Here is a 22,429-nt window from a genome sequence, read left to right as displayed (position 1 = left end):
GGTGCCGGATGGCGGCTTCGCCTTATCCGGCCTACAGGCACAGTACGTAGGCCTGATAAGCGCAGCGCCATCAGGCATTAAGTTAAATAAAACAGGACATCACCATGCAGCAGCCCAGGAACTTTGATGACATCAAATTCACCTCCATTCACCGGCGAATAATGCTGTGGGGAAGCGGTGGACCGTTTCTGGATGGCTATGTGCTGGTGATGATTGGCGTTGCACTGGAGCAGCTCACACCGGCATTGAAGCTGGATGCGGAGTGGATTGGTCTGTTAGGTGCCGGGACGCTGGCCGGGTTGTTTGTCGGCACGTCGCTGTTTGGCTACATCTCCGATAAAGTCGGGCGGCGCAAAATGTTCATCATCGATATCATCGCCATTGGCGTGATATCGGTGGCGACGATGTTTGTTTCTTCTCCCGTAGAGCTGCTGGTGATGCGGGTGTTGATCGGGGTGGTCATCGGCGCAGATTATCCGATAGCCACTTCCATGATCACCGAGTTCTCCAATACCCGACAGCGCGCCTTTTCCATCGGTTTTATCGCTGCCATGTGGTATGTCGGTGCGACCAGCGCCGATCTGGTCGGCTACTGGCTGTATGATGTCGAGGGCGGATGGCGCTGGATGCTGGGGAGTGCGGTGATCCCCTGTATTTTGATCCTCATTGGCCGTTTCGATCTTCCCGAGTCACCGCGATGGCTACTGCGTAAAGGGCGGGTAAAAGAGTGTGACGCGATGATGATCAAGCTGTTCGGCGAGCCGGTGGTGTTCGACGAAGAAGCACCGCAGGAAACACGCTTTCTTCAGTTGTTTAATCGCCGCCATTTCCCGTTTGTCTTATTTGTCGCCGCCATCTGGACCTGCCAGGTGATCCCGATGTTCGCTATTTATACCTTTGGTCCACAGATTGTCGGATTGCTCGGCCTCGGCGTTGGGAAAAGCGCCGCACTGGGCAATGTGGTGATTAGCCTGTGCTTTATGCTGGGCTGTATTCCGCCGATGTTCTGGCTCAACAGTGCTGGTCGTAGGCCGCTGTTAATCGGCAGCTTTATTATGATGACGCTGGCGCTGGCTGTGTTAGGGCTGATTCCTGATATGGGTGTCTGGCTGGTGGTGCTGGCGTTTGCCGTATATGCGTTTTTCTCGGGAGGACCGGGGAACCTTCAGTGGTTATACCCAAACGAGCTGTTCCCCACCGATATTCGCGCGTCCGCCGTCGGGGTGATCATGTCGCTAAGCCGGGTAGGAACTATTGTGTCTACCTGGGCGCTGCCAGTATTTATCACCAAATACGGGATCAGCCATGTGATGCTGATGGGGGCCGGGATTTCGCTGATTGGCCTGCTGGTTTCCATTGCCTTTGCGCCAGAAACGCGGGGGCTGACGTTGGCTCAGACCAGCCAAATGACGATCCGCAGTAAGCCAGCGTCGAGAGCCAGCCATTAGGAGTGTTCTGTATTTTCCCTGTTACTCAGTCAGTTAGCCTAAACTTAAACGGTATATCACTGAAAATGACTGAAAAGCAGGGAGAACACCATGCAAAAACATATTCTGATCACCTCCATTTTTACCGCAGCAGCGCTGTTCACCGTCGTCGGTTGTTCCTCCAACCAGGCGGTTAAAACAACCGACGGTAAAACCATTGTCACCAACGGCAAGCCGCAGGTGGATGATGATACAGGCCTGGTGTCGTATGAAAATGCGGAAACCGGTAAAACGGAACAAATTAACCGCGATCAGGTAAAGGATATGAGTGAGTTGGATAACTAATATACACTTCATCCTTCAAGTTGCCTCAGTGTTGGCTGCGCTCATTCACCCCAGTCACTTACTTTAGTAAGCTCTTGGGGATTCATTCCCTTGCCGCCTTGATGCAACATGAATGATTTTGTGTATAGGCCTCAATAATATTGACTTTTAGCCTGCTGATTAACTGACTAAACTCACTGGTATTACAATAATGCAGTGATAGCAGGCTAATCATGATTCTCATCATTTGTGCACATCCCTATCCGCAGCACTCGCATGCGAATAAGCGGATGCTTGAGCAGGCAAGGACGCTGGAGGGCGTAGAGGTTCGTTCGCTCTACCAGCTTTATCCCGACTTCAATATCGACATCGCCGCGGAGCAGGACGCGCTTTCACGCGCGAGCCTCATTGTCTGGCAGCATCCCATGCAGTGGTACAGCACACCGCCTCTCCTCAAACTGTGGATGGACAAAGTCCTCGCCCACGGCTGGGCGTATGGTCATGGTGGCACTGCGCTGCGCGGTAAACATTTGATGTGGGCGGTCACCACCGGCGGCGGTGAAAATCATTTTGATATCGGCTCACACCCAGGTTTTGACGTGCTTTCTCAACCGTTGCAGGCCACGGCGTTATATTGCGGCCTGAAGTGGTTACCGCCGTTTGCGATGCACTGTACGTTCATCTGTGATGACGAAACGCTGCAGGCGCAGGCGCGGCATTACAAGCAGCGCTTAATGGAGTGGCAGGAGGCACATCATGGATAGCCACACGCTGATACAGGCGCTGATATATCTTGGTTCAGCGGCGTTGATTGTGCCGATTGCGGTACGACTGGGGTTAGGGTCGGTACTGGGGTATCTCATTGCAGGGTGCATTATTGGCCCGTGGGGCTTAAGGCTGGTGACGGATGCCGAATCAATCCTGCATTTTGCGGAAATCGGCGTGGTGCTGATGCTGTTTGTCATCGGTCTGGAACTCGATCCACAGCGTTTGTGGAAGCTGCGGACATCGGTGTTTGGTGGTGGCGCGCTGCAAATGGTGGTCTGCGGCGGATTAATTGGTTTGTTCTGTATGTTCCTCGGCCTGCGCTGGCAGGTGGCTGTACTGATTGGCATGACGCTGGCACTCTCCTCGACGGCTATCGCCATGCAGGCGATGAATGAACGCAACCTGATGGTGTCGCAAATGGGCCGCAGTGCGTTTGCCGTACTGTTGTTCCAGGATATTGCCGCCATTCCGCTGGTTGCCATGATCCCGCTGCTGGCGGCGAGCGGGGCGTCAACCACGCTCGGAGCGTTTGCGCTGTCGGCGCTGAAAGTGGCCGGTGCACTGGCGTTGGTGGTGGTTCTGGGTCGTTATGTCACACGACCGGCCCTGCGTTTTGTCGCGCGTTCCGGACTGCGGGAGGTGTTCAGCGCCGTCGCCCTGTTCCTGGTTTTTGGATTCGGTTTATTGCTGGAAGAAGTGGGCCTGTCGATGGCGATGGGCGCATTCCTGGCGGGCGTTTTGCTGGCAAGCTCGGAGTATCGTCATGCGCTGGAAAGTGATATCGAACCGTTTAAAGGGTTGTTGCTGGGGCTGTTTTTCATCGGCGTCGGGATGTCTATCGACTTCGGCACGCTAATTGATAATCCGCTACGTATTATTATTCTGCTGGCGGGTTTCCTGGCTATCAAAACCATCATGCTGTGGGTGATTGCTAAGCCGTTGCAGGTGCCGAACAAGCAACGTCGCTGGTTTGCCGTATTATTAGGACAAGGGAGTGAGTTTGCCTTCGTGGTGTTTGGTGCGGCGCAAATGGCCAATGTGCTTGATCCTGAATGGGCAAAAGCGCTGACGCTGGCGGTGGCACTGTCGATGGCGGCCACGCCCATTTTGCTGGTTGTCCTGACGCGGCTGGAAAAATCGTCCACCGGTGAAGCGCGTGAGGTGGATGAAATCGATGAGGAGCAACCCCGGGTGATTATCGCCGGGTTTGGTCGATTCGGCCAGATAACCGGTCGCTTGCTGCTGTCGAGCGGGGTGAAGATGGTGGTACTTGATCATGACCCGGACCATATCGAAACGCTGCGCAAATTTGGGATGAAGGTTTTTTATGGCGATGCAACGCGGATGGATCTGCTGGAGTCTGCGGGGGCCGCGAAAGCAGAGGTGATCATTAATGCCATTGACGATCCGCAAACCAGTCTGCAACTGACCGAAATGGTGAAAGCACATTTCCCGCACTTGCAAATTATTGCCCGGGCGCGCGATGTTGATCATTACATTCGCTTGCGTCAGGCGGGGGTTGAGATGCCTGAGCGTGAAACCTTTGAAGGCGCGTTGAAAACCGGGCGCCTGGCGCTGGAGGGTCTGGGGCTTGGGCGCTATGAAGCACGTGAGCGGGCCGATTTATTCCGTCGTTTCAATACGCTGATGGTTGAGGAAATGGTGAAAGGTGAAAACGACGCGATTTCACGCGCGGCGGTATATAAGCGCACCAGCGCCATGTTGAGTGAAATTATTACCGAGGATCGTCAGCATTTGTCTCTGATTCAACGCCATGGCTGGCAAGGCACGGATGAAGGTAAACATACGGGAGACGTCGCAGATGAGCCGGAAGTGAAACCGTCAACATAGGGTAAAAAATGTGATGTTCTGCAAACTTTACTGCTAATTGACTGTTTTTGAACTACTGTAATGCTGGCAGCCCACTAAGAAGTTACGGACTCGCCAGCAGAACAGAAAATTTTCCTGCACATCTTCCTTTGGCTAGTCGACGAAAGAATGCGCTTTCCGTATAGTGGCGACAATTTTTTTGTATCCGGGAATTATTCAATGATCAGTCTGATTGCGGCGTTAGCGGTAGATCGCGTCATCGGTATGGAAAACGCCATGCCGTGGAACCTCCCTGCCGATCTCGCCTGGTTTAAACGTAACACCTTAAATAAGCCGGTTATTATGGGGCGCCATACCTGGGAATCCATCGGCCGACCGTTGCCAGGGCGTAAAAATATCGTCATCAGCAGCAAGCCGGGCACCGACGATCGCGTGCAGTGGGTGAAGTCTATTGATGAGGCGATTGCTGCCTGTGGCGATGAACCCGAGATTATGGTGATTGGCGGTGGGCGCGTGTATGAGCAGTTCCTGCCTAAAGCACAGAAGCTGTATCTGACGCATATCGATGCAGAAGTCGAAGGGGATACGCATTTTCCGGACTACGAGCCGGATGACTGGGAATCCGTTTTTAGCGAATTCCACGATGCCGACGCGCAAAACTCACACAGCTATTGCTTCGAAGTTCTGGAACGTCGTTAATCATGTCATTGCCGGATGGCGGCGAAACGCCTTATCAGGCCTACATCCGGCACTGGAGTAGGCCTGATAAGCGTAGCGCCATCAGGCATAAACATTTCAGGCGTTTACCGCCTCGCCGGGATCCAGACTCTGATGGCGATTTGACGGCTGAGTAAAGTACTGCTTGTCTTCCCAACGTAGACAGGTGAGATCCCCGCCCCAGCAGCAGCCCGTATCCAACGCGTAAATCCCTTCCGGCGTCCCTTTACCTTCCAGCGATGCCCAGTGCCCAAAGGCAATACTATAGGCGTCACTTACCGGTCCAGGGATGGCAAACCACGGTTTCAGCGGCGCAGGCGCGTCTTCCGGCGACTCTTTGCTGTACATATCCAGCTGGCCGTTGGGGAAGCAATAGCGCATACGGGTAAAGGCGTTTGTAATAAAACGTAGGCGGGCAAGTCCCGTCAGTTCTGGCGTCCAGTTATTTGGCATGTCGCCATACATGGCATCGAGGAAGAACGGATACGAGTCGCTCGACAGTACCGCTTCGACATCCCGGGCGCAGTCTTTCGCGGTTTGTAGATCCCATTGTGGCGTAATCCCGGCATGCGCCATCACCAGCTTCTTCTCTTCGTCTACCTGCAACAGAGGTTGGCGACGTAGCCAGTTCAGCAGCGAATCAGCATCCGGAGCTTCGAGCAGCGACGCCAGCCTGTCTTTGGGCTTATTCCGGCTGATGCCTGCAAATACGGCCAGCAGGTGCAAATCGTGATTACCTAAGACTAACCTTACGCTGTCGCCGAGCGATTTGACATAACGCAGTACGTCAAGCGAGCCGGGGCCACGCGCGACCAGGTCGCCTGTGAGCCATAAGGTATCTTTCCCAGGGGCAAAATTGACTTGATGCAGCAATGCGATCAGTTCGTCGTAACAACCGTGAACGTCGCCAATGAGGTATGTTGCCATAGCTATTGTTTTAGTGGATGAGCGTTGGAACGGCGAGCCTGAATACGGGAATATCGATGGTAAAGGCAACGCCTTTCTCATCGATCATTTCGTAATGACCCTGCATGGTGCCCAGCGGGGTTTCAATCACCGCGCCGCTGGTATATTGGTACTCTTCACCGGGATCAATGTGGGGCTGAACGCCAACCACACCTTCACCCTGAACTTCGGTTTCACGGCCATGACCATTGGTAATCAACCAGTAACGTCCCAACAGTTGCACCGGCGCTCGCCCCAAATTGCGGATGGTTACGGTATAGGCAAAAACGTAACGTTCATCATCAGGTGAGGATTGCGCCTCAATATAGACGCTTTGTACCTGAATACACACTCGGGGCGAATTGATCATGCTTAACTCTCCTTCGATGACGCTTTTTCTGACAGATAGTTAGCCATCCGGCAGTATTGGGCGACAGAGATATTTTCTGCTCGCAGCGCCGGATCAACACCCAGTTCCGTCAGCACTTCAACGCTGAACAGATTACCGAGGCTGTTACGTACCGTTTTACGGCGCTGGTTAAACGCTTCGGTCGTAATGCGGCTCAGGACGCGAACGTCTTTGACCGGGTACGGCATCGTCGCGTGAGGGACCAGGCGTACAACGGCGGAATCAACTTTAGGCGCAGGCGTGAACGCGGATGGTGGTACTTCAAGTACCGGGATCACCTGGCAGTAATATTGTGCCATAACGGTTAGTCGACCATACGCTTTACTGTTTGGCCCTGCAACCAGACGGTTGACCACTTCTTTTTGCAACATGAAATGCATGTCGGCAATGGCATCAGTATAGGTAAAAAGATGGAACATCAGCGGCGTGGAGATGTTGTATGGCAGGTTACCAAATACGCGCAGCGGCTGACCCAGGGTTTGCGACAACTCGCCAAAGTCCATGGTCATAGCATCTTGCTGATAGATAGTCAGCTTCGGCCCTAAAAACGGGTGTGTTTGCAGGCGTGCGGCCAGATCGCGGTCCAGTTCAATGACCGTGAGCTTGTCCAGACGTTCACCTACCGGCTCGGTTAATGCCGCAAGGCCCGGGCCGATTTCGACCATGGCCTGACCCTTTTGCGGGTTGATAGCAGAGACAATACTTTCGATCACAAACTGATCGTTGAGGAAGTTTTGCCCGAAACGTTTACGGGCTAAATGGCCCTGATGGACTCGATTATTCATTAGTATTAACAATCATTTTGATGGCGAGGTTAAGCGCCGTAATAAAACTGCCGACATCTGCTTGCCCACGACCCGCAAGTTCGAGTGCGGTGCCGTGATCAACGGATGTGCGAATAAAGGGCAGGCCCAGTGTGATATTCACACCGCGACCAAATCCCTGGTATTTTAGCACGGGGAGACCCTGATCGTGGTACATTGCCAGCACGGCATCCGCGCTATCGAGATATTTAGGTTGAAACAGGGTATCTGCGGGCAGTGGACCGCGTAATTTCATTCCCTGAGCACGCATTTCATCCAGTACTGGAATGAGCGTATCGATCTCTTCCGTCCCCATATGACCGCCTTCCCCCGCATGTGGGTTCAGGCCGCAGACCAGAATCTGCGGATCGTTCAGGCCAAACTTGGTGCGTAAATCATGGTGCAGAATGCCGATCACTTCCCGCAGTAGTGTGGGCGTAATGGCATCGGCAACGTCTCTGAGCGGCAGGTGCGTGGTTGCCAGGGCAACGCGCAGCTCCTCGGTCGCCAGCATCATCACGACTTTTTTCGCCTGCGAGCGTTCTTCAAAGTACTCAGTGTGTCCGGTAAACGGCACGCCGGCATCGTTGATCACGCCCTTGTGAACCGGGCCAGTAATCAGCGCGGCGAATTCACCGTGTAAGCAACCGTCGCATGCGCGAGCCAGTGTATCAACCACATACGGTCCATTCTCTACCGCCAGTTGCCCCGCAATGACAGGGGCCCGCAGCGCAATCGGTAACAGCGTCAATGTGCCCGCTGCTTGTGGTTTGGCTGGGATATCAGGAGAGTAGGGGAGGAGCGAAAGCGGTAAACCGAGCATAGCTGCTCGGTTCGAAAGTAACGCGGCATCGGCGCAGACGACGAGTTCAACCGGCCACTCACGCTGCGCAAGCTGGACCACCAGGTCCGGACCAATCCCGGCGGGTTCGCCGGGAGTGATGACAACGCGTCGAGTACGGACCATTAGTTGCTCAGAATTTTAACGTACGCGCTGGCACGCTGTTCTTGCATCCAAGTCGCCGCTTCTTCAGAGAACTTACGGTTCATCAGCATGCGGTAGGCTCTGTCTTTCTGCGCGGCGTCAGTTTTATCAACGTTACGCGTGTCCAGCAGTTCGATCAGGTGCCAGCCAAAAGAGGAGTGCACCGGAGCGCTCATCTGACCTTTGTTCAGTCGGGTCAGCGCATCGCGGAAGGCTGGATCGAAAATATCCGCTGCCGCCCAACCCAGATCGCCGCCCTGGTTTGCAGAGCCCGGATCCTGAGAGAACTCTTTAGCCGCGGCGGCAAAGGTCGTTTTACCGCTCTTAATATCAGCCGCGATTTGCTCCAGTTTCAGACGCGCCTGCTGATCGGTCATGATCGGAGACGGTTTCAGCAGGATATGGCGGGCATGAACTTCCGTTACGGAGATGCTCTGGCTTTGGCCACGCATATCGTTGACTTTCAGAATGTGGAAGCCGACACCTGAACGAATCGGGCCGATGATATCGCCTTTTTTCGCAGTGCTTAGTGCCTGCGCAAAGATGCCCGGCAGTTCCTGAATACGTCCCCATCCCATCTGGCCGCCTTTCAGCGCCTGCTGGTCTGCGGAATAGGTGATCGCCAGTTTACCGAAATCGCTACCGTTACGCGCTTCTTCGACGACAGCACGCGCCTGGCTTTCTGCTTCATTAACCTGGTCGGAGGATGGGTTTTCCGGTAACGGAATCAGAATGTGGCTCAGGTTCAGCTCAGTGCTGGCATCATTTTGGTTGCCAACTTGCTGAGCCAGCGCATCCACTTCCTGCGGCAGAATGGTGACGCGACGGCGAACTTCATTGTTACGCACTTCAGAGATGGTCATCTCTTTACGGATCTGGTTACGATAGGTCGAATAGCTCAGACCATCGTGGGCCAGACGACTGCGCATCTGGTCCAGCGTCATATTGTTCTGCTTAGCGATGTTGGCGATGGCCTGATCCAACTGCTCATCAGTGATTTTCACCCCCATCTTCTGACCCATCTGCAGAACGATTTGATCCATGATCAAACGTTCGAGGATCTGATGGCGCAGCGTAGCGTCGTCGGGTAATTGCTGACCCGCCTGACCCGCATTAAGTTTTACTGACTGCATTAAGCCATCAACGTCGCTTTCCAGAACGACGCCGTTATTGACGACGGCTGCGACTTTATCGACTACCTGTGGGGCAGCGAAACTGGTATTCGCGACCATGGCGATACCGAGAAGCAGCGTTTTCCAGTTCTTCATACTTTTTCCATTATTAATTAACCGCAAGGCGGATTACGTTTTAAATCAATCAGATCATAAAGCGCTTTGATACGGCAAAATGTTCGAACGCAACATTTGATTGGTGCCGAGACCATAGTTAGAGCTCAGACCACGCAGTTCGATGTTAAAGCCGATCGTGTTGTCATAAATCGCGTGTTTTTGCGTATCATCCCAACCGTTCAGCTTACGCTCGTAGCCAAAGCGAATGGCATAACAGCAGGAGTTGTACTGCACGCCCAGCATCTGGTCAGCAGGTTTATTGACGTTCGTATCGAAGTAATAAGCCCCTACAATCGACCAGCGGTCAGCAATCGGCACGCTGGCCACGGCGCCCACTTGAGAAATCCCGTTTTCATACTGCGCCTGATTCCATTTTTTATCATTACTGTCATTCGGCAGTGTGGCCTGGATGTATTCCGGGCTGGCGTAACGGTAGTTCAACTGCAGCAAACTATTTTCGTCACGACGGTATTCGATGCTGCTGTTGCTGGTCGCGATGCTGTCCAGACGGGTATCGTACTGGATCCCGCTGCGTAAACCCCAGCGTTCGGAGATACGCCAGTAGGTATCGCCTGCCCACACCAGTGAACCCGTTTTGTCATCATTCTCCCATTTTATGTGGTCATCGCCGGTGCGAGACTCGGTGAAATAGTAGATTTGACCCACAGAAATGTTAAAACGTTCAACGGCGGCGTCATCATATACGCGAGATGTGACCCCGGTCGTTACCTGGTTGGCAGAAGCAATGCGGTCCAGACCGCCGTAGGTGCGGTCACGGAACAGGCCGCTGTAGTCAGCTTGCAGCAGGGAAGAGTCGTAGTTATTAATGTGGCTTTGATCACGGTATGGCACGTACAAATACTGTGCACGCGGCTCCAGCGTCTGGGTATAGCCTGGTGCCAGCATTGCCATATCGCGTTCAAAGACCATCTTACCGTCGACTTTAAACTGCGGCATGACGCGGTTGGCTGATTCATCCAACTGGGTGGTGTTATTAGCATTATACCAATCCAGATTGGTCTGCTGGTAGTGCGTCGCCAGCAGCTTCGCTTCGGTATTGATACTTCCCCATTGGTTGGACAACGGCAGATTGATGGTTGGTTCAAGGTGTAAACGCGTCGCTTCCGGCATGTTGTCGGTGGTGTTAACGAAATGTACCGCCTGCGCATAAACGCGGGTATCAAACGGACCAACATCGTTTTGATAGAAGTTGACGTCTAACTGAGGTTCGGCGGAATAGCTACTGTCGTTCTGATCGTCAAAGACCTGGAACTGTTTGGTAGATACCGTCGCGTCAAAGTTCTGCACCGCGTAGCCGACGCTGAATTTCTGCGTGGCGTAGCCGTCGGTACTGGAACCGTACTTGTTATCGAAATCATTAAAGTAGCTGGAGTCACTGACCTTGGTGTAGTCGACGTTGAAGCGCCACACCTGATCCATCACGCCAGCGTGTTGCCAGTAGAACAGCCAGCGGCGTGAGTTATCATCATTAGGATGTTCATCGTCGTAGACTTTATCGGAGTTCAGATAGTCGAACTCCATCAAGCCGGTGCCAGCCTGGCTGAGATAGCGGAATTCGTTCTCCCACATCACGCCGCCACGACGGTGCAAATAATGTGGCGTGAGGGTGGCGTCCATATTGGGCGCGATGTTCCAGTAATACGGCAGGTAGAACTCAAAATAGTTTTTGGTGGAGTATTTTGCGTTCGGGATCAGGAAACCGGAGCGGCGTTTGTCGCCGACGGGCAGCTGCAAATACGGGCTGTAAAAGACCGGAACCGGCCCTAGCTTAAAGCGGGCGTTCCAGATTTCCGCGACCTGTTCTTCACGGTCGTGGATCACTTCGCTACCGACAACGCTCCAGGTATTGGAACCCGGTAGACAGGAAGTGAAGCTCCCGTTTTCCAGAATGGTGTAGCGGTTTTCACCCCGCTGTTTCATCAGGTCGGCTTTCCCGCGTCCCTGACGACCGACCATCTGATAGTCGCCTTCCCAGATGTTGGTATCTTTGGTATTCAGATTCGACCAACCCTTCGGCCCCTTCAGAATGACCTGATTGTCATCATAGTGGACGTTACCCAGCGCATCGACGGTACGGACCGGTTCCGGCAGACCCTCGGCCTGCTTCTGGTGCAGCTGCACTTCGTCAGCCTGCAGGCGGCTATTACCCTGTGCGATATCCACGTTGCCAGTAAACACGGCGTCATCCGGGTAATTCCCTTTCGCGTGATCGGCAGTGATGGTAACAGGTAATTCATTGGTTTCGCCCTGCACCAGAGGACGGTTATAGCTCGGCACGCCCAACATGCACTGTGAGGCGAGATCGGCTGCCAGACCCTGTTGACTATAAAGGGCGCTGGCAATCATGGTGGCCAGAAGAGTGGGAATACGTTTTTTCATACGTTGTATTTATTGTTCCATCATCAGTAGCGTCGCGCGTGACAAACGGTCACAGCCTAACTTATCTCATCTTCACTGCGCTAGTGTTAATCCTGCCCATTTAGGCATCCGTGGTGTTAGGCACGGCATTGAATGACAGGTATGATAATGCAAATTATAGGCGATGTCCCACAATTGACCGCTGCCGTAAAACGGTAAAAGCACCTTATATTGTGGTACATAGCCCGGCCGGCAGCGTAAAGATTTGGGGAGTCTATGCAGTATTGGGGAAAGATTATTGGTGTCGCCGTGGCCTTAATGATGGGCGGCGGCTTCTGGGGCGTGGTTTTAGGCCTGCTTGTGGGTCATATGTTCGACAAAGCCCGCATGCGCAAAATGGCGTGGTTTGCCAATCAACGTGAACGTCAGGCGCTGTTTTTTGCCACCACCTTTGAGGTGATGGGACACCTGACCAAATCAAAAGGGCGCGTCACGGAAGCCGATATTCATATCGCCAGCCAGCTGATGGACCGGATGAATTTACACGGTGACTCACGTACCGCTGCGCAACATGCCTTTCGGGTGGGAAAATCAGACAATTACCCATTACGTGAAAAAATGCGCCAGTTCCGCAGCGTCTGTTTTGGCCGCTTCGACCTGATCCGTATGTTTCTGGAGATCCAGATCCAGGCGGCGTTTGCGGACGGGTCGTTGCATCCTAACGAACGTGAAGTGCTGTATGTGATTGCTGAAGAGCTGGGGATCTCGCGCGCGCAATTTGATCAGTATCTGCGCATGATGCAGGGTGGTGCGCAGTTTGGTGGTGGATATCAGCAACAGTCTGGCGGTGGCTGGCAGCAGGCACAGCGTGGCCCGACGCTGGAAGATGCGTGTAATGTGCTGGGTGTTAAAGCGACCGATGATGCCACTACTATTAAGCGCGCTTATCGTAAACTGATGAGCGAGCACCATCCCGACAAGCTGGTCGCGAAAGGACTGCCGCCGGAGATGATGGAAATGGCCAAGCAAAAAGCGCAGGAAATTCAAAAGGCCTATGAGTTAATTAAAGAACAGAAAGGCTTCAAGTAAGCGGCAGAATAAGTTGCCGGATGGCGGCTAGCGCCTTATCCGGCCTACGTTGAAGAATGTAGGCCGGGCAAGCGTAGCGCCCCCGGCACAGATCAGCACAAAATTTAAAAATCTGCCGGGACTTTAAAGGTCATACTATTGCCATACTCGGGATGAGTAATGGTGAGCATCTCGGCATGCAGCAGCAGGCGTGGCGCTAACGCCAGGGCCTGTGGCGTGGCATAGAAGCGGTCACCCAGAATCGGATGCCCTAACGCCAGCATATGCACGCGTAGCTGATGAGAACGCCCGGTAATGGGTTTCAGCACCACCCGCGCGGTATTATCCGCCGCGAATTCCACTACTTCATACTCAGTTTGCGCGGCTTTGCCCGTCTCATAACAGACTTTCTGTTTTGGTCGGTTCGGCCAGTCGCAAATCAGCGGTAAATCCACCAGTCCCTCGGCGGGTGAGGGATGCCCCCACACGCGTGCGACATACTGCTTCTTCGGTTCGCGCTCGCGAAATTGACGCTTTAGCTCGCGCTCTGCCGCTTTGGTCAGCGCCACTACAATCACGCCGCTGGTGGCCATGTCCAGGCGATGCACTGATTCTGCCAGTGGATAGTCGCGTTGAATACGCGTCATCACGCTGTCTTTGTGCTCTTCAAGGCGACCCGGCACGGACAACAAGCCGCTCGGCTTGTTGACCACCATAATGTGTTCATCCTGATACAGGATAACCAGCCAGGGTTCCTGCGGCGGATTGTAGTTTTCCATCCCCATGTATGGCTCCGTTACTGATGCGTCACGACGATCAGGCGTAAGGCATCCAGACGCCAGCCGGCCTGATCCAGGCTTTCCATCACCTGTTGACGGTTGCTTTCAATCGCGGCAAGTTCGTCATCACGGATGTTTGGGTTAACGGCGCGTAGCGCTTCCAGACGCGACAGTTCTGCAGACAGTTTCTCATCCGCTTCCTTACGCGCGGCGTCGATCAGCGCGCGGGCAGATTGCTCAACCTGCGCTTCCCCCAACTGCAGAATCGCATGGACATCTTGCTGCACGGCGTTGACCAGCTTGCTACCGGTATGGCGATTAACGGCGCTGAGCTGGCGGTTAAAGGTTTCAAACTCCACCTGAGCGGCGAGGTTGTTACCGTTTTTATCCAGCAACATGCGCACCGGCGTCGGTGGCAGGAAGCGGTTGAGCTGCAGTTGCTTCGGTGCCTGCGCTTCGACCACGTACACCAGTTCAACCAGCAGGGTACCAACCGGCAATGCTTTGTTTTTCAACAGAGATATGGTGCTGCTGCCGGTATCACCAGACAGGATCAGATCCAGACCGTTACGGATCAGCGGATGCTCCCAGGTGATAAACTGGGCGTCTTCACGCGACAGCGCAATATCTCGCTCAAAGGTAATGGTGCAGCCGTCTTCAGGCAACCCCGGAAAATCCGGGACCAACATATGATCGGACGGCGTCAGCACAATTAAGTTGTCCCCGCGATCGTCCTGGTTAATACCGACGATATCAAACAGGTTCATGGCGAAGGCGATCAGGCTGGTGTCGTCATCCTGCTCCTCAATGCTCTCGGTAAGCCGCTGAGCTTTTTCGCCGCCGTTGGAGTGAATCTCGAGTAGACGGTCGCGCCCTTGTTCCAGCTGCGCTTTCAGTGCGTCATGCTGTTCACGGCAGGCTTTGATCAGATCATCAAATCCTTCGTTGTTTTCCGGCTCCGCCAGATAACCAATCAGGTTGTTATAGACCGTATCATAAATCGTACGCCCGGTCGGACAGGTATGCTCAAACGCATCCAGACCTTCGTGGTACCAGCGCACCAGCACGGACTGGGCGGTTTTTTCCAGGTACGGGACGTGGATCTGAATATCGTGCGCCTGACCAATACGGTCCAGACGTCCAATACGTTGTTCCAGCAGATCCGGGTTAAACGGCAGGTCAAACATCACCAGGTTGCTGGCGAACTGGAAGTTACGGCCTTCAGAACCGATCTCCGAGCACAGCATCACCTGCGCACCGCTGTCCTCTTCGCTAAACCAGGCGGCAGCACGGTCACGTTCGATGATCGACATACCCTCATGGAATACGGCAGCGCGAATGCCTTCACGCTCGCGCAGCACCTGCTCCAGCTGCAACGCGGTGGTCGCTTTCGCACAGATAACCAGTACTTTCTGCGAACGATGGCTGGTCAGGTAGCCCATCAACCATTCAACGCGTGGGTCGAAGTTCCACCAGGTGCCGGTATCGCCTTCGAACTCCTGATAAATCTGCTCCGGATAGAGCATGTCGCGGGCGCGCTCTTCTGCGCTTTTACGTGCGCCCATAATGCCGGAGACTTTGATTGCTGTCTGGTATTGGGTCGGCAGCGGCAGCTTAATAGTATGCAGTTCGCGTTTCGGGAAACCTTTCACCCCATTACGGGTGTTACGGAACAGTACGCGGCTGGTGCCATGGCGGTCCATTAGCATGGAAACCAGCTCCTGGCGTGCGCTCTGGGCATCTTCTCGATCGCTGTTAGCGGCCTGCAGCAGCGGCTCGATATCCTGCTCGCCAATCAGATCGCCGAGCATGTTCAGCTCATTGTTGCTCAGTTTGTTGCCTGCCAGCAGCATGGCGACGGCATCGGCCACCGGACGGTAATTTTTTTGCTCTTCAACAAACTGCTCGAAATCGTGGAAACGGCTTGGGTCCAGCAGGCGTAATCGCGCAAAGTGACTTTCCATACCCAGCTGTTCCGGCGTTGCGGTCAGCAGCAAGATGCCCGGTACGCGCTCGGCCAGTTGTTCAATCGCCATATACTCGCGGCTTGGCGCATCTTCGCTCCACACCAGGTGATGAGCTTCATCGACCACCAACAGATCCCATTCTGCTTCACACAAATGCTCCAGACGCTGCTTGCTACGACGCGCAAAATCCAGAGAGCAGATGACAAGCTGCTCGGTTTCAAACGGGTTGTAGGCATCGTGCTGCGCTTCGGCATAGCGCTCATCATCAAACAGCGCAAAGCGCAGGTTGAAACGGCGCAGCATTTCGACCAGCCATTGATGCTGTAACGTCTCAGGGACGATGATCAGCACGCGTTCGGCGGCGCCGGACAGCAGTTGCTGATGCAGGATCATCCCGGCTTCAATGGTTTTTCCCAGGCCCACTTCATCTGCCAGCAAAACACGAGGGGCATGGCGACGACCGACATCATGGGCAATATTAAGCTGGTGGGGGATCAGGCTGGTACGTTGACCGCGCAGACCACTCCACGGCATACGATACTGTTCGCTCTGAAATTTACGCGCACGATAGCGCAGCGCAAAGCGGTCCATACGGTCGATTTGGCCAGCAAACAGACGATCCTGAGGTTTGCTGAACACCAGCTTGCTGTCGAGCAGGACTTCGCGCAGCACGACGCCGGTTTCTTCGGTATCAAGGCGGGTTCCGATATAGGCAAGCAGTCCGTTTTCTTCTTTTACTTCATCGACATGCAATTGCCAGCCTTCATGGCTGGTGATCGTATCACCAGGATTGAACATCACGCGGGTCACAGGGCAGTCACTGCGCGCATACAGACGGTTTTCACCCGTCGATGAGAAAAGTAAGGTGACGGTTCGCGCATCCATGGCGACAACGGTACCAAGTCCCAATTCGCTTTCTGTATCGCTGATCCAGCGTTGACCAAGTGTAAAAGGCATATGTGTTCGGCTCTATATCTTTAATTGCAGGTAATACTCGTCATGTATCGGGTATCCCGAGTTTTCAGAGCATACGACCCCGCTACCAGGCTAATGAATCAGTGGTAGTGGTGTAAAATGGGTCCAGGAATGGAAAGGGCGCTATGGTACTGGATGGCGACGGTTTCGTCACGCGTCAAAATAACCCCAGTTGCCCTGTGAGTAGTGTAGCAAAGTTATCATCAACAAAGGGAAGAATTCCCTCGGCAACCGGCTGTATCTGGCGCGTAAGATAATGCTCATAATCCAGCGCAGAAAGCTGATAATCCACAGGTTCCGGGCCGTTTATCGTCCAGACATATTTTATGGTGCCACGGTTTTGATACTGCGGAGGACGGCCTCGCTTGATGTTCTGTTCATCGGCAAGCCGCGCGGCGCGAACGTGGGGTGGGACATTACGCTGATATTCGCTTAACGGGCGGCGCAGGCGCTTACGGTAAACCAGCTGATCGTCCAGTTCACCGGCCATCAGGCGGTCGATGGTTTCCCTGACAAAATCCTGATACGGCTCCTGGCGAAAGACCCGCAAATAGAGTTCCTGCTGGAACCGTTGTGCCAGCGGTGTCCAGTCAGTGCGTACGGTTTCCAGTCCTTTGAAGACCATGCGCTGCTGGTCCCCGTCCTGAATGAGTCCGGCGTAGCGCTTCTTACTGCCCGTATCCGCGCCGCGAATGGTCGGCATCAAAAAGCGGCGAAAATGGGTTTCAAACTCCAGTTCGAGCGCGCTGGTCAGGTTTTGTTGTTGCAGCGACTGCGCCCACCAGGTGTTGACATGATGGACCAACTCCCGACCAATCCTTGCCGCATCCTCTTCCGCGTGTGCGCCTTTGAGCCAGACAAACGTTGAGTCGGTATCGCCATAGATAACGTCATAACCCTGCGCTTCAATCAGCGCTTTGGTCTGGCGCATGATCGCATGCCCGCGCATGGTGATCGACGAGGCCAGTCTGGGATCGAAAAATCGACATGCCGTGGTGCCTAGCACGCCGTAAAAGGCGTTCATAATGATTTTGAGCGCCTGCGAGAGCGGCTTATTTCCCTGGCGTTTTGCTTCGTCACGCCCGTGCCAGATCTGGGTCACTATTTCCGGTAGGCAGTGTTTTTCGCGCGAAAACCAGGCACCAAGGAATCCTTCAGTGCTGTGTTCAGGATCCGGCTGCGCCATACCTTCGATAAGTCCCACCGGATCGATCAGAAAGGTGCGGATGATCGACGGGTACAGGCTTTTGTAATCCAGAACCAGCACCGAGTCGTACAAACCAGGACGCGAGTCCATCACATAGCCGCCGGGGCTGGCATGGGGGGGGACTTCCCCGAGATTTGGCGCAACGTAACCGGCACGGTGCATGCGCGGAAGATAGAGATGACCAAATGCCGCAACCGAGCCACCGTGCCTGTCGACCGGCAGACCGTTGACAGTCGAGCGCTCCAGCAGAAACGGCATGATCTCGGTTTTATGAAAGATGCGCGTGACCAGTTCACAGTCTTTGAGATTATAAGTGGCAAGCGCGGGCTTATCCTGAGCGAATCGGCGGTCAATTTCGTCCATGCGGTCCCAGGGATTATCAATTGATTTCCCTTCACCCAGTAGCTCCTGCGACACCGTTTCCAGCGAAAACGAGGAAAAGTTCCAGAACGCGGATTTGAGGGCCTCAATGCCGTCAATGATCAGGCGGCCTTTGGCCTGGGCGAAAAAAACGCCGTTTTTGAAACCGTGCTCGCGCCATTCCAGTTCGCTGTTGTCACGGCCAAAACGCAGGGGAATTCGGTAACGCTCGGCATGATTTTGCAGGACACGTAAATCGAACTGCACTACGTTCCAGCCGATGATGACATCAGGATCGTGGTGGGCTATCCACGCGTTGAGCTTTTCCAGCAACTGCGGACGGCTCGCCACATATTCAAGTTCAAAATCAAGCTGTGAGGCATCACCGTTGGCCGGGCCGAGCATATAGACAATACGCTGTCCGCAGCCTTCGAGACCAATGCAGTAAAGCTCACCGTGCCGCGTGGTTTCGATATCCAGCGATAGCCATTTTAAGGGTGGGCGATAGTCCGGGTTTGGCTTCAGCCGCGCGTTGATCAGCGTGTCGTTATACCGATCGCCATCCACCCAAACGGGGGAGGTGATAAAGCGCTCCATCAGATAACGTTCCGGCGGACGCACGTCGGCCTCATAGACCGTGACGCTATTTTCGCGTAGCAGCTTCTCAAGACGCATCAACTGGCGATGGGATCGGCAGTACAGCCCCGAAACGGGCTGGCGATGAAAATCCTGCAGGTTAAGCGGAGCCAGCCGAAAACCGTTTTCTGCGCGTAATAGTGAAGTAACGCGGGAAACCTGGCTGGCTGGGATAAAGGCAACTGACTCCTGCGGCGCAAGCGTGACCAGCAATGGCCCGTCGTCCGTTGCCAGCCAGAATGAAACCTCTGTCCCCTGTGGGGTATCCCGCCAGTGCCGGGTTAAAATAAAACCTGCCTGCGCCACGCTACGTACCCATCAAAAAACCCGGCATGATTATAGCCTGGTTTATCTGGTTGTACTGTTTTTTTATACAGCTTATGACGAATTTGATTCATGAATACGAGGATGAAGATTTGGGTGGATGAATTATTTTATTCGTAGGCTTACTTTTTTAATTTTTTATTACTTATCTGATTTATATATTGCGAGTTGAATTCAAGTCCATTTCCGGATTTTTGTCGTTTTTTAGGAATTATGCTTATTTAACTATGCAACTAATTTCTCGGAATTGGAAAATTATGTTTTTTCTATTTGTGTTTATTACAGGTTGGTGTAAGAGTTTTATTCGAAGTGTTCGGGCTAGTGGGTTAAATATAATATATTTAACCCGAGATTCTATTGTTGAATAAAAACGGATTTCAGTTCGATTTCGTCGGGTTATCTCTCTGTGTTATTTGATTTTTATTTTAATATAGTTTTATTTCTAGCGCTAACTGAGATACTTCAAATGTTTATTATATTTCATGTAATTAATATGAGAATGGAGTCTTTATGAATATCTTCTCTAAACAGCAAATTAGCGCCAAGTACAGTAACTATATGTTTGTTAATACATTGCTGGCTAACCCTGCTGTAAAGACCGTGAGTAAATTTATTTTATATAAAACATGGAACGGTCAACTTTGGAATGCTGAAGTTATTGATGATGGCAATGCTTTTTTCCATTGGCAGGGTAGTGATAAAAGTAACGGTCATCGTGATACGGTTATTAATTACGTGGTGAATGGTCAGAAGTAGCAGACTACAATTTCAGATTATGTCTTTTTCCATTGTGTGGAGGGCGAACAAGATAATGGGCATTGTGATACTGTAATTGACTATCTCTGCTCAAATGATTGCGTATATCAAGCTTCCTTTGCTGAATACTTCAGCGAATAATGATACTAGAGCGCGTAGTTTATCTACGCGCTTATAAAAGAAGATTATTGTCCGTAGTAGGCTTTAGCACCGTGCTTACGCAGATAATGCTTGTCCAGCAGCGTTTGCTGCATATCCGGTAGCTGCGGTGCGAGCTGGCGGCAGAAGATCCCCATATAGGCGACCTCTTCCAGCACAATCGCGTTATGAACGGCATCTTCGGCGTTTTTACCCCATGCAAACGGGCCGTGGGAATGTACCAGTACGCCTGGCATTTGTGCCGCATCAATACCTTGCTTTTCAAAGGTTTCAACGATCACATTCCCGGTTTCCCACTCGTATTCACCGTTAATTTCTGCATCGGTCATTTTTCGCGTGCAGGGAATAGCGCCGTAGAAATAGTCTGCGTGGGTCGTTCCTGTGGCTGGAATCGACTGACCCGCCTGTGCCCAGATCGTCGCGTGACGTGAATGGGTGTGGACAATACCGCCAATGCTCGGGAAAGCCTGATACAGCAGACGGTGAGTGGGCGTATCGGAAGACGGTTTTTTCTGCCCTTCCACCACTTCACCGGTGGCAATACTGACCACTACCATATCGTCCGCGGTCATTATGCTGTAATCAACACCGGAAGGTTTGATCACGAATACGCCATGTTCACGGTCGACGGCGCTGACATTCCCCCAGGTGAGGGTCACCAGGTTGTGCTTTGGCAGCGCCAGATTCGCTTCCAGGACCTGACGTTTAAGATCTTCTAGCATGTTAACTCCTGAATGCCGGATGGCGTTACGCTTATCCGGCCTACGGTGATTTGTAGGCCGGTAAATGAAATGCCACCGGGCAATCCGTTTCGATAATTAACGTTTGAACCCGTAGTACACTTCGTTCCAGCGCAGCGCGTCCTTAAAGGCCGGCAGGCGGGTATCGTTGTCGATCACCGCGATCTCGATATCGTGCATTTCAGCGAACTGACGCATGTCATTCAGATCCAGCGCATGGCTGAAGACGGTGTGGTGCGCGCCACCGGCCAGGATCCAGGCTTCAGACGCGGTAGGCAGATCCGGCTGGGCTTTCCACAGCGCGTTCGCCACCGGCAGTTTCGGCAGGTTGTGCGGGGTTTGTACTGTATCAATGCAGTTGACCAGCAGACGATAGCGATCGCCGAGATCGATCAGGCTGGCAACCACGGCCGGGCCGGTTTTGGTGTTGAAGATCAGACGAGCAGGGTCGTCTTTACCGCCAATGCCCAGGTGCTGCACGTCGAGGATCGGTTTTTCTTCTACGGCAATCGACGGGCACACTTCCAGCATGTGCGAGCCGAGCACCAGATCGTTGCCCTTCTCGAAGTGGTAGGTGTAATCCTCCATAAATGAAGTGCCACCCTGCAAGCCAGTCGACATTACCTTCATGATGCGAAGCAGCGCGGCAGTTTTCCAGTCACCTTCGCCTGCAAAGCCGTAGCCCTGCTGCATCAGACGCTGTACGGCCAGACCCGGAAGTTGTTTCAGGCCGTGCAAATCTTCAAACGTGGTGGTAAAGGCATTGAATCCACCCTGTTCGAGGAAACGCTTCATGCCCAGTTCAATACGGGCGGCTTCCAGCACGTTCTGACGCTTGTCACCGTGGATTTGCGTTGCTGCCGTCATGGTGTAGGTGCTTTCATATTCGTCGATCAGCGCGTTGATCTCACCATCGCTAATCGCGTTCACTACCTGTACCAGATCGCCCACGGCCCAGGTGTTCACCGAGAAACCAAATTTGATCTGTGCAGCCACTTTATCGCCGTCAGTGACTGCAACTTCACGCATGTTGTCGCCAAAACGGCATACTTTCAGATGGCGGGTATCCTGTTTGGACACGGCCTGGCGCATCCAGGAACCGATACGCTCGTGCGCTTGCTTATCCTGCCAGTGACCGGTGACCACGGCATGCTGCTGGCGCATACGCGCGCCGATGAAGCCAAACTCACGGCCGCCGTGTGCAGTTTGGTTCAGGTTCATAAAGTCCATATCAATGCTGTCCCACGGCAGGGCGGCGTTGAACTGGGTATGGAACTGCATCAGCGGTTTGTTGAGAATGGTCAGGCCGTTGATCCACATTTTGGCCGGAGAGAAGGTATGCAGCCAGACCACCAGGCCCGCACAACGATCGTCATAGTTGGCATCGCGGCAAATAGACGTGATTTCGTCAGGCGATGTTCCCAGCGGTTTTAACACCAGTTTGCAGGGCAGTTTAGCTTCAGTATTCAGTGCGTTAACAACGTGCTCGGCGTGCTGGGTTACCTGACGCAGGGTTTCTGGGCCATACAGGTGCTGGCTACCAATCACAAACCACACTTCATAGTTATCAAAAATCGTCATT

General features: G+C 53.3%; 17 protein-coding genes and 1 pseudogene. 7 read left to right on the top strand and 11 right to left on the bottom strand.

All coding sequences use genetic code 11. The features are described from left to right. The first annotated feature begins 104 nt into the window (after nt 1-104). The 5 genes from FDW98_RS06425 to folA all read left to right on the top strand — a co-directional run bounded on the left by FDW98_RS06425 (nt 105) and on the right by folA (nt 5,048). Nucleotides 105-1,448, top strand: coding sequence for an MFS transporter (locus tag FDW98_RS06425; RefSeq protein ID WP_096758344.1), 1,344 nt, complete (start codon nt 105-107; stop codon nt 1,446-1,448). Between the two features lie 90 nt (nt 1,449-1,538). Beyond that, a complete protein-coding gene (locus FDW98_RS06420) occupies nt 1,539-1,772 on the top strand; it encodes a YgdI/YgdR family lipoprotein (protein WP_096758343.1) in 234 nt (77 codons plus the stop codon). 212 nt (nt 1,773-1,984) lie between these two features. Then, a complete protein-coding gene (gene kefF / locus FDW98_RS06415; RefSeq protein WP_096758342.1) occupies nt 1,985-2,515 on the top strand; it encodes a glutathione-regulated potassium-efflux system oxidoreductase KefF in 531 nt (176 codons plus the stop codon). Continuing rightward, nucleotides 2,508-4,370, top strand: coding sequence for a glutathione-regulated potassium-efflux system protein KefC (gene kefC, locus FDW98_RS06410; protein ID WP_096758341.1), 1,863 nt, complete (start codon nt 2,508-2,510; stop codon nt 4,368-4,370). The genes kefF and kefC overlap by 8 nt, the downstream gene beginning before the upstream one ends. A 198-nt stretch (nt 4,371-4,568) precedes the next feature. Then, nucleotides 4,569-5,048, top strand: coding sequence for a type 3 dihydrofolate reductase (gene folA, locus FDW98_RS06405; protein WP_096758340.1), 480 nt, complete (start codon nt 4,569-4,571; stop codon nt 5,046-5,048). 96 nt (nt 5,049-5,144) lie between these two features. Here the strand turns inward: folA and apaH are convergent, their stop codons facing one another. Genes apaH through lptD form a run of 6 tightly spaced genes read right to left on the bottom strand, consistent with a single transcriptional unit; the run spans nt 5,145 to nt 11,897 of the window. Beyond that, nucleotides 5,145-5,993: a bis(5'-nucleosyl)-tetraphosphatase (symmetrical) ApaH gene (gene apaH, locus FDW98_RS06400; RefSeq protein ID WP_096758339.1), complete on the bottom strand. Its 849-nt coding sequence runs from the start codon at nt 5,991-5,993 to the stop codon at nt 5,145-5,147. A gap of 10 nt (nt 5,994-6,003) precedes the next feature. Beyond that, complete coding sequence (gene apaG, locus FDW98_RS06395; RefSeq protein WP_096758338.1) at nt 6,004-6,381, bottom strand: Co2+/Mg2+ efflux protein ApaG; 378 nt, start codon at nt 6,379-6,381, stop codon at nt 6,004-6,006. Between the two features lie 2 nt (nt 6,382-6,383). Continuing rightward, nucleotides 6,384-7,205 carry a 16S rRNA (adenine(1518)-N(6)/adenine(1519)-N(6))-dimethyltransferase RsmA gene (gene rsmA / locus FDW98_RS06390; protein WP_096758337.1) on the bottom strand — a complete coding sequence of 274 codons (822 nt, stop codon included), beginning with the start codon at nt 7,203-7,205 and terminating at the stop codon, nt 6,384-6,386. Then, nucleotides 7,198-8,190: a 4-hydroxythreonine-4-phosphate dehydrogenase PdxA gene (gene pdxA, locus FDW98_RS06385; protein WP_096758336.1), complete on the bottom strand. Its 993-nt coding sequence runs from the start codon at nt 8,188-8,190 to the stop codon at nt 7,198-7,200. Before pdxA ends, rsmA begins: the two co-directional genes overlap by 8 nt. Then, complete coding sequence (gene surA, locus FDW98_RS06380) at nt 8,190-9,476, bottom strand: peptidylprolyl isomerase SurA (RefSeq protein WP_096758335.1); 1,287 nt, start codon at nt 9,474-9,476, stop codon at nt 8,190-8,192. Before surA ends, pdxA begins: the two co-directional genes overlap by 1 nt. Nucleotides 9,477-9,530: 54 nt before the next feature. Continuing rightward, the gene (gene lptD / locus FDW98_RS06375; protein WP_096758334.1) at nt 9,531-11,897 is read right to left on the bottom strand and encodes an LPS assembly protein LptD; all 2,367 of its coding nucleotides are present in this window, start codon (nt 11,895-11,897) and stop codon (nt 9,531-9,533) included. 255 nt (nt 11,898-12,152) lie between these two features. On the opposite strand from lptD, the gene djlA reads away from it, so the two are divergent. Next, nucleotides 12,153-12,965 carry a co-chaperone DjlA gene (gene djlA, locus FDW98_RS06370; RefSeq protein ID WP_096758333.1) on the top strand — a complete coding sequence of 271 codons (813 nt, stop codon included), beginning with the start codon at nt 12,153-12,155 and terminating at the stop codon, nt 12,963-12,965. Between the two features lie 104 nt (nt 12,966-13,069). On the opposite strand, the gene rluA is transcribed toward djlA, so the two are convergent. The 3 genes from rluA to polB form a co-directional block, all read right to left on the bottom strand. Beyond that, on the bottom strand, nt 13,070-13,729 hold the full coding sequence (gene rluA, locus FDW98_RS06365; protein WP_096758332.1) for a bifunctional tRNA pseudouridine(32) synthase/23S rRNA pseudouridine(746) synthase RluA: 660 nt from the start codon (nt 13,727-13,729) through the stop codon (nt 13,070-13,072). Nucleotides 13,730-13,740: 11 nt separating this feature from the next. Then, nucleotides 13,741-16,647: an RNA polymerase-associated protein RapA gene (gene rapA / locus FDW98_RS06360; protein WP_096758331.1), complete on the bottom strand. Its 2,907-nt coding sequence runs from the start codon at nt 16,645-16,647 to the stop codon at nt 13,741-13,743. Between the two features lie 175 nt (nt 16,648-16,822). Further along, nucleotides 16,823-19,174 (bottom strand): DNA polymerase II, encoded by a 2,352-nt coding sequence (gene polB / locus FDW98_RS06355; RefSeq protein ID WP_096758330.1) that lies wholly within the window; start codon nt 19,172-19,174, stop codon nt 16,823-16,825. A gap of 528 nt (nt 19,175-19,702) precedes the next feature. On the opposite strand from polB, the pseudogene FDW98_RS06350 reads away from it, so the two are divergent. Beyond that, nucleotides 19,703-20,089: pseudogene (locus FDW98_RS06350) on the top strand (DUF4751 family protein). A 44-nt stretch (nt 20,090-20,133) separates the two neighbouring features. Here FDW98_RS06350 and araD read toward each other — a convergent pair. Together araD and araA are read right to left on the bottom strand one after the other, a co-directional pair. Beyond that, nucleotides 20,134-20,829 carry an L-ribulose-5-phosphate 4-epimerase gene (gene araD / locus FDW98_RS06345; protein WP_096758329.1) on the bottom strand — a complete coding sequence of 232 codons (696 nt, stop codon included), beginning with the start codon at nt 20,827-20,829 and terminating at the stop codon, nt 20,134-20,136. A 96-nt stretch (nt 20,830-20,925) separates the two neighbouring features. Continuing rightward, nucleotides 20,926-22,428 (bottom strand): L-arabinose isomerase, encoded by a 1,503-nt coding sequence (gene araA / locus FDW98_RS06340; RefSeq protein ID WP_096758328.1) that lies wholly within the window; start codon nt 22,426-22,428, stop codon nt 20,926-20,928. Nucleotide 22,429 lies beyond the last annotated feature (1 nt).

Origin of the sequence: Citrobacter sp. wls711, assembly GCF_005281055.1 — a bacterium.
GTDB lineage: Bacteria > Pseudomonadota > Gammaproteobacteria > Enterobacterales > Enterobacteriaceae > Citrobacter > Citrobacter gillenii.
This window is presented reverse-complemented; position numbering and strand designations above follow the sequence as displayed.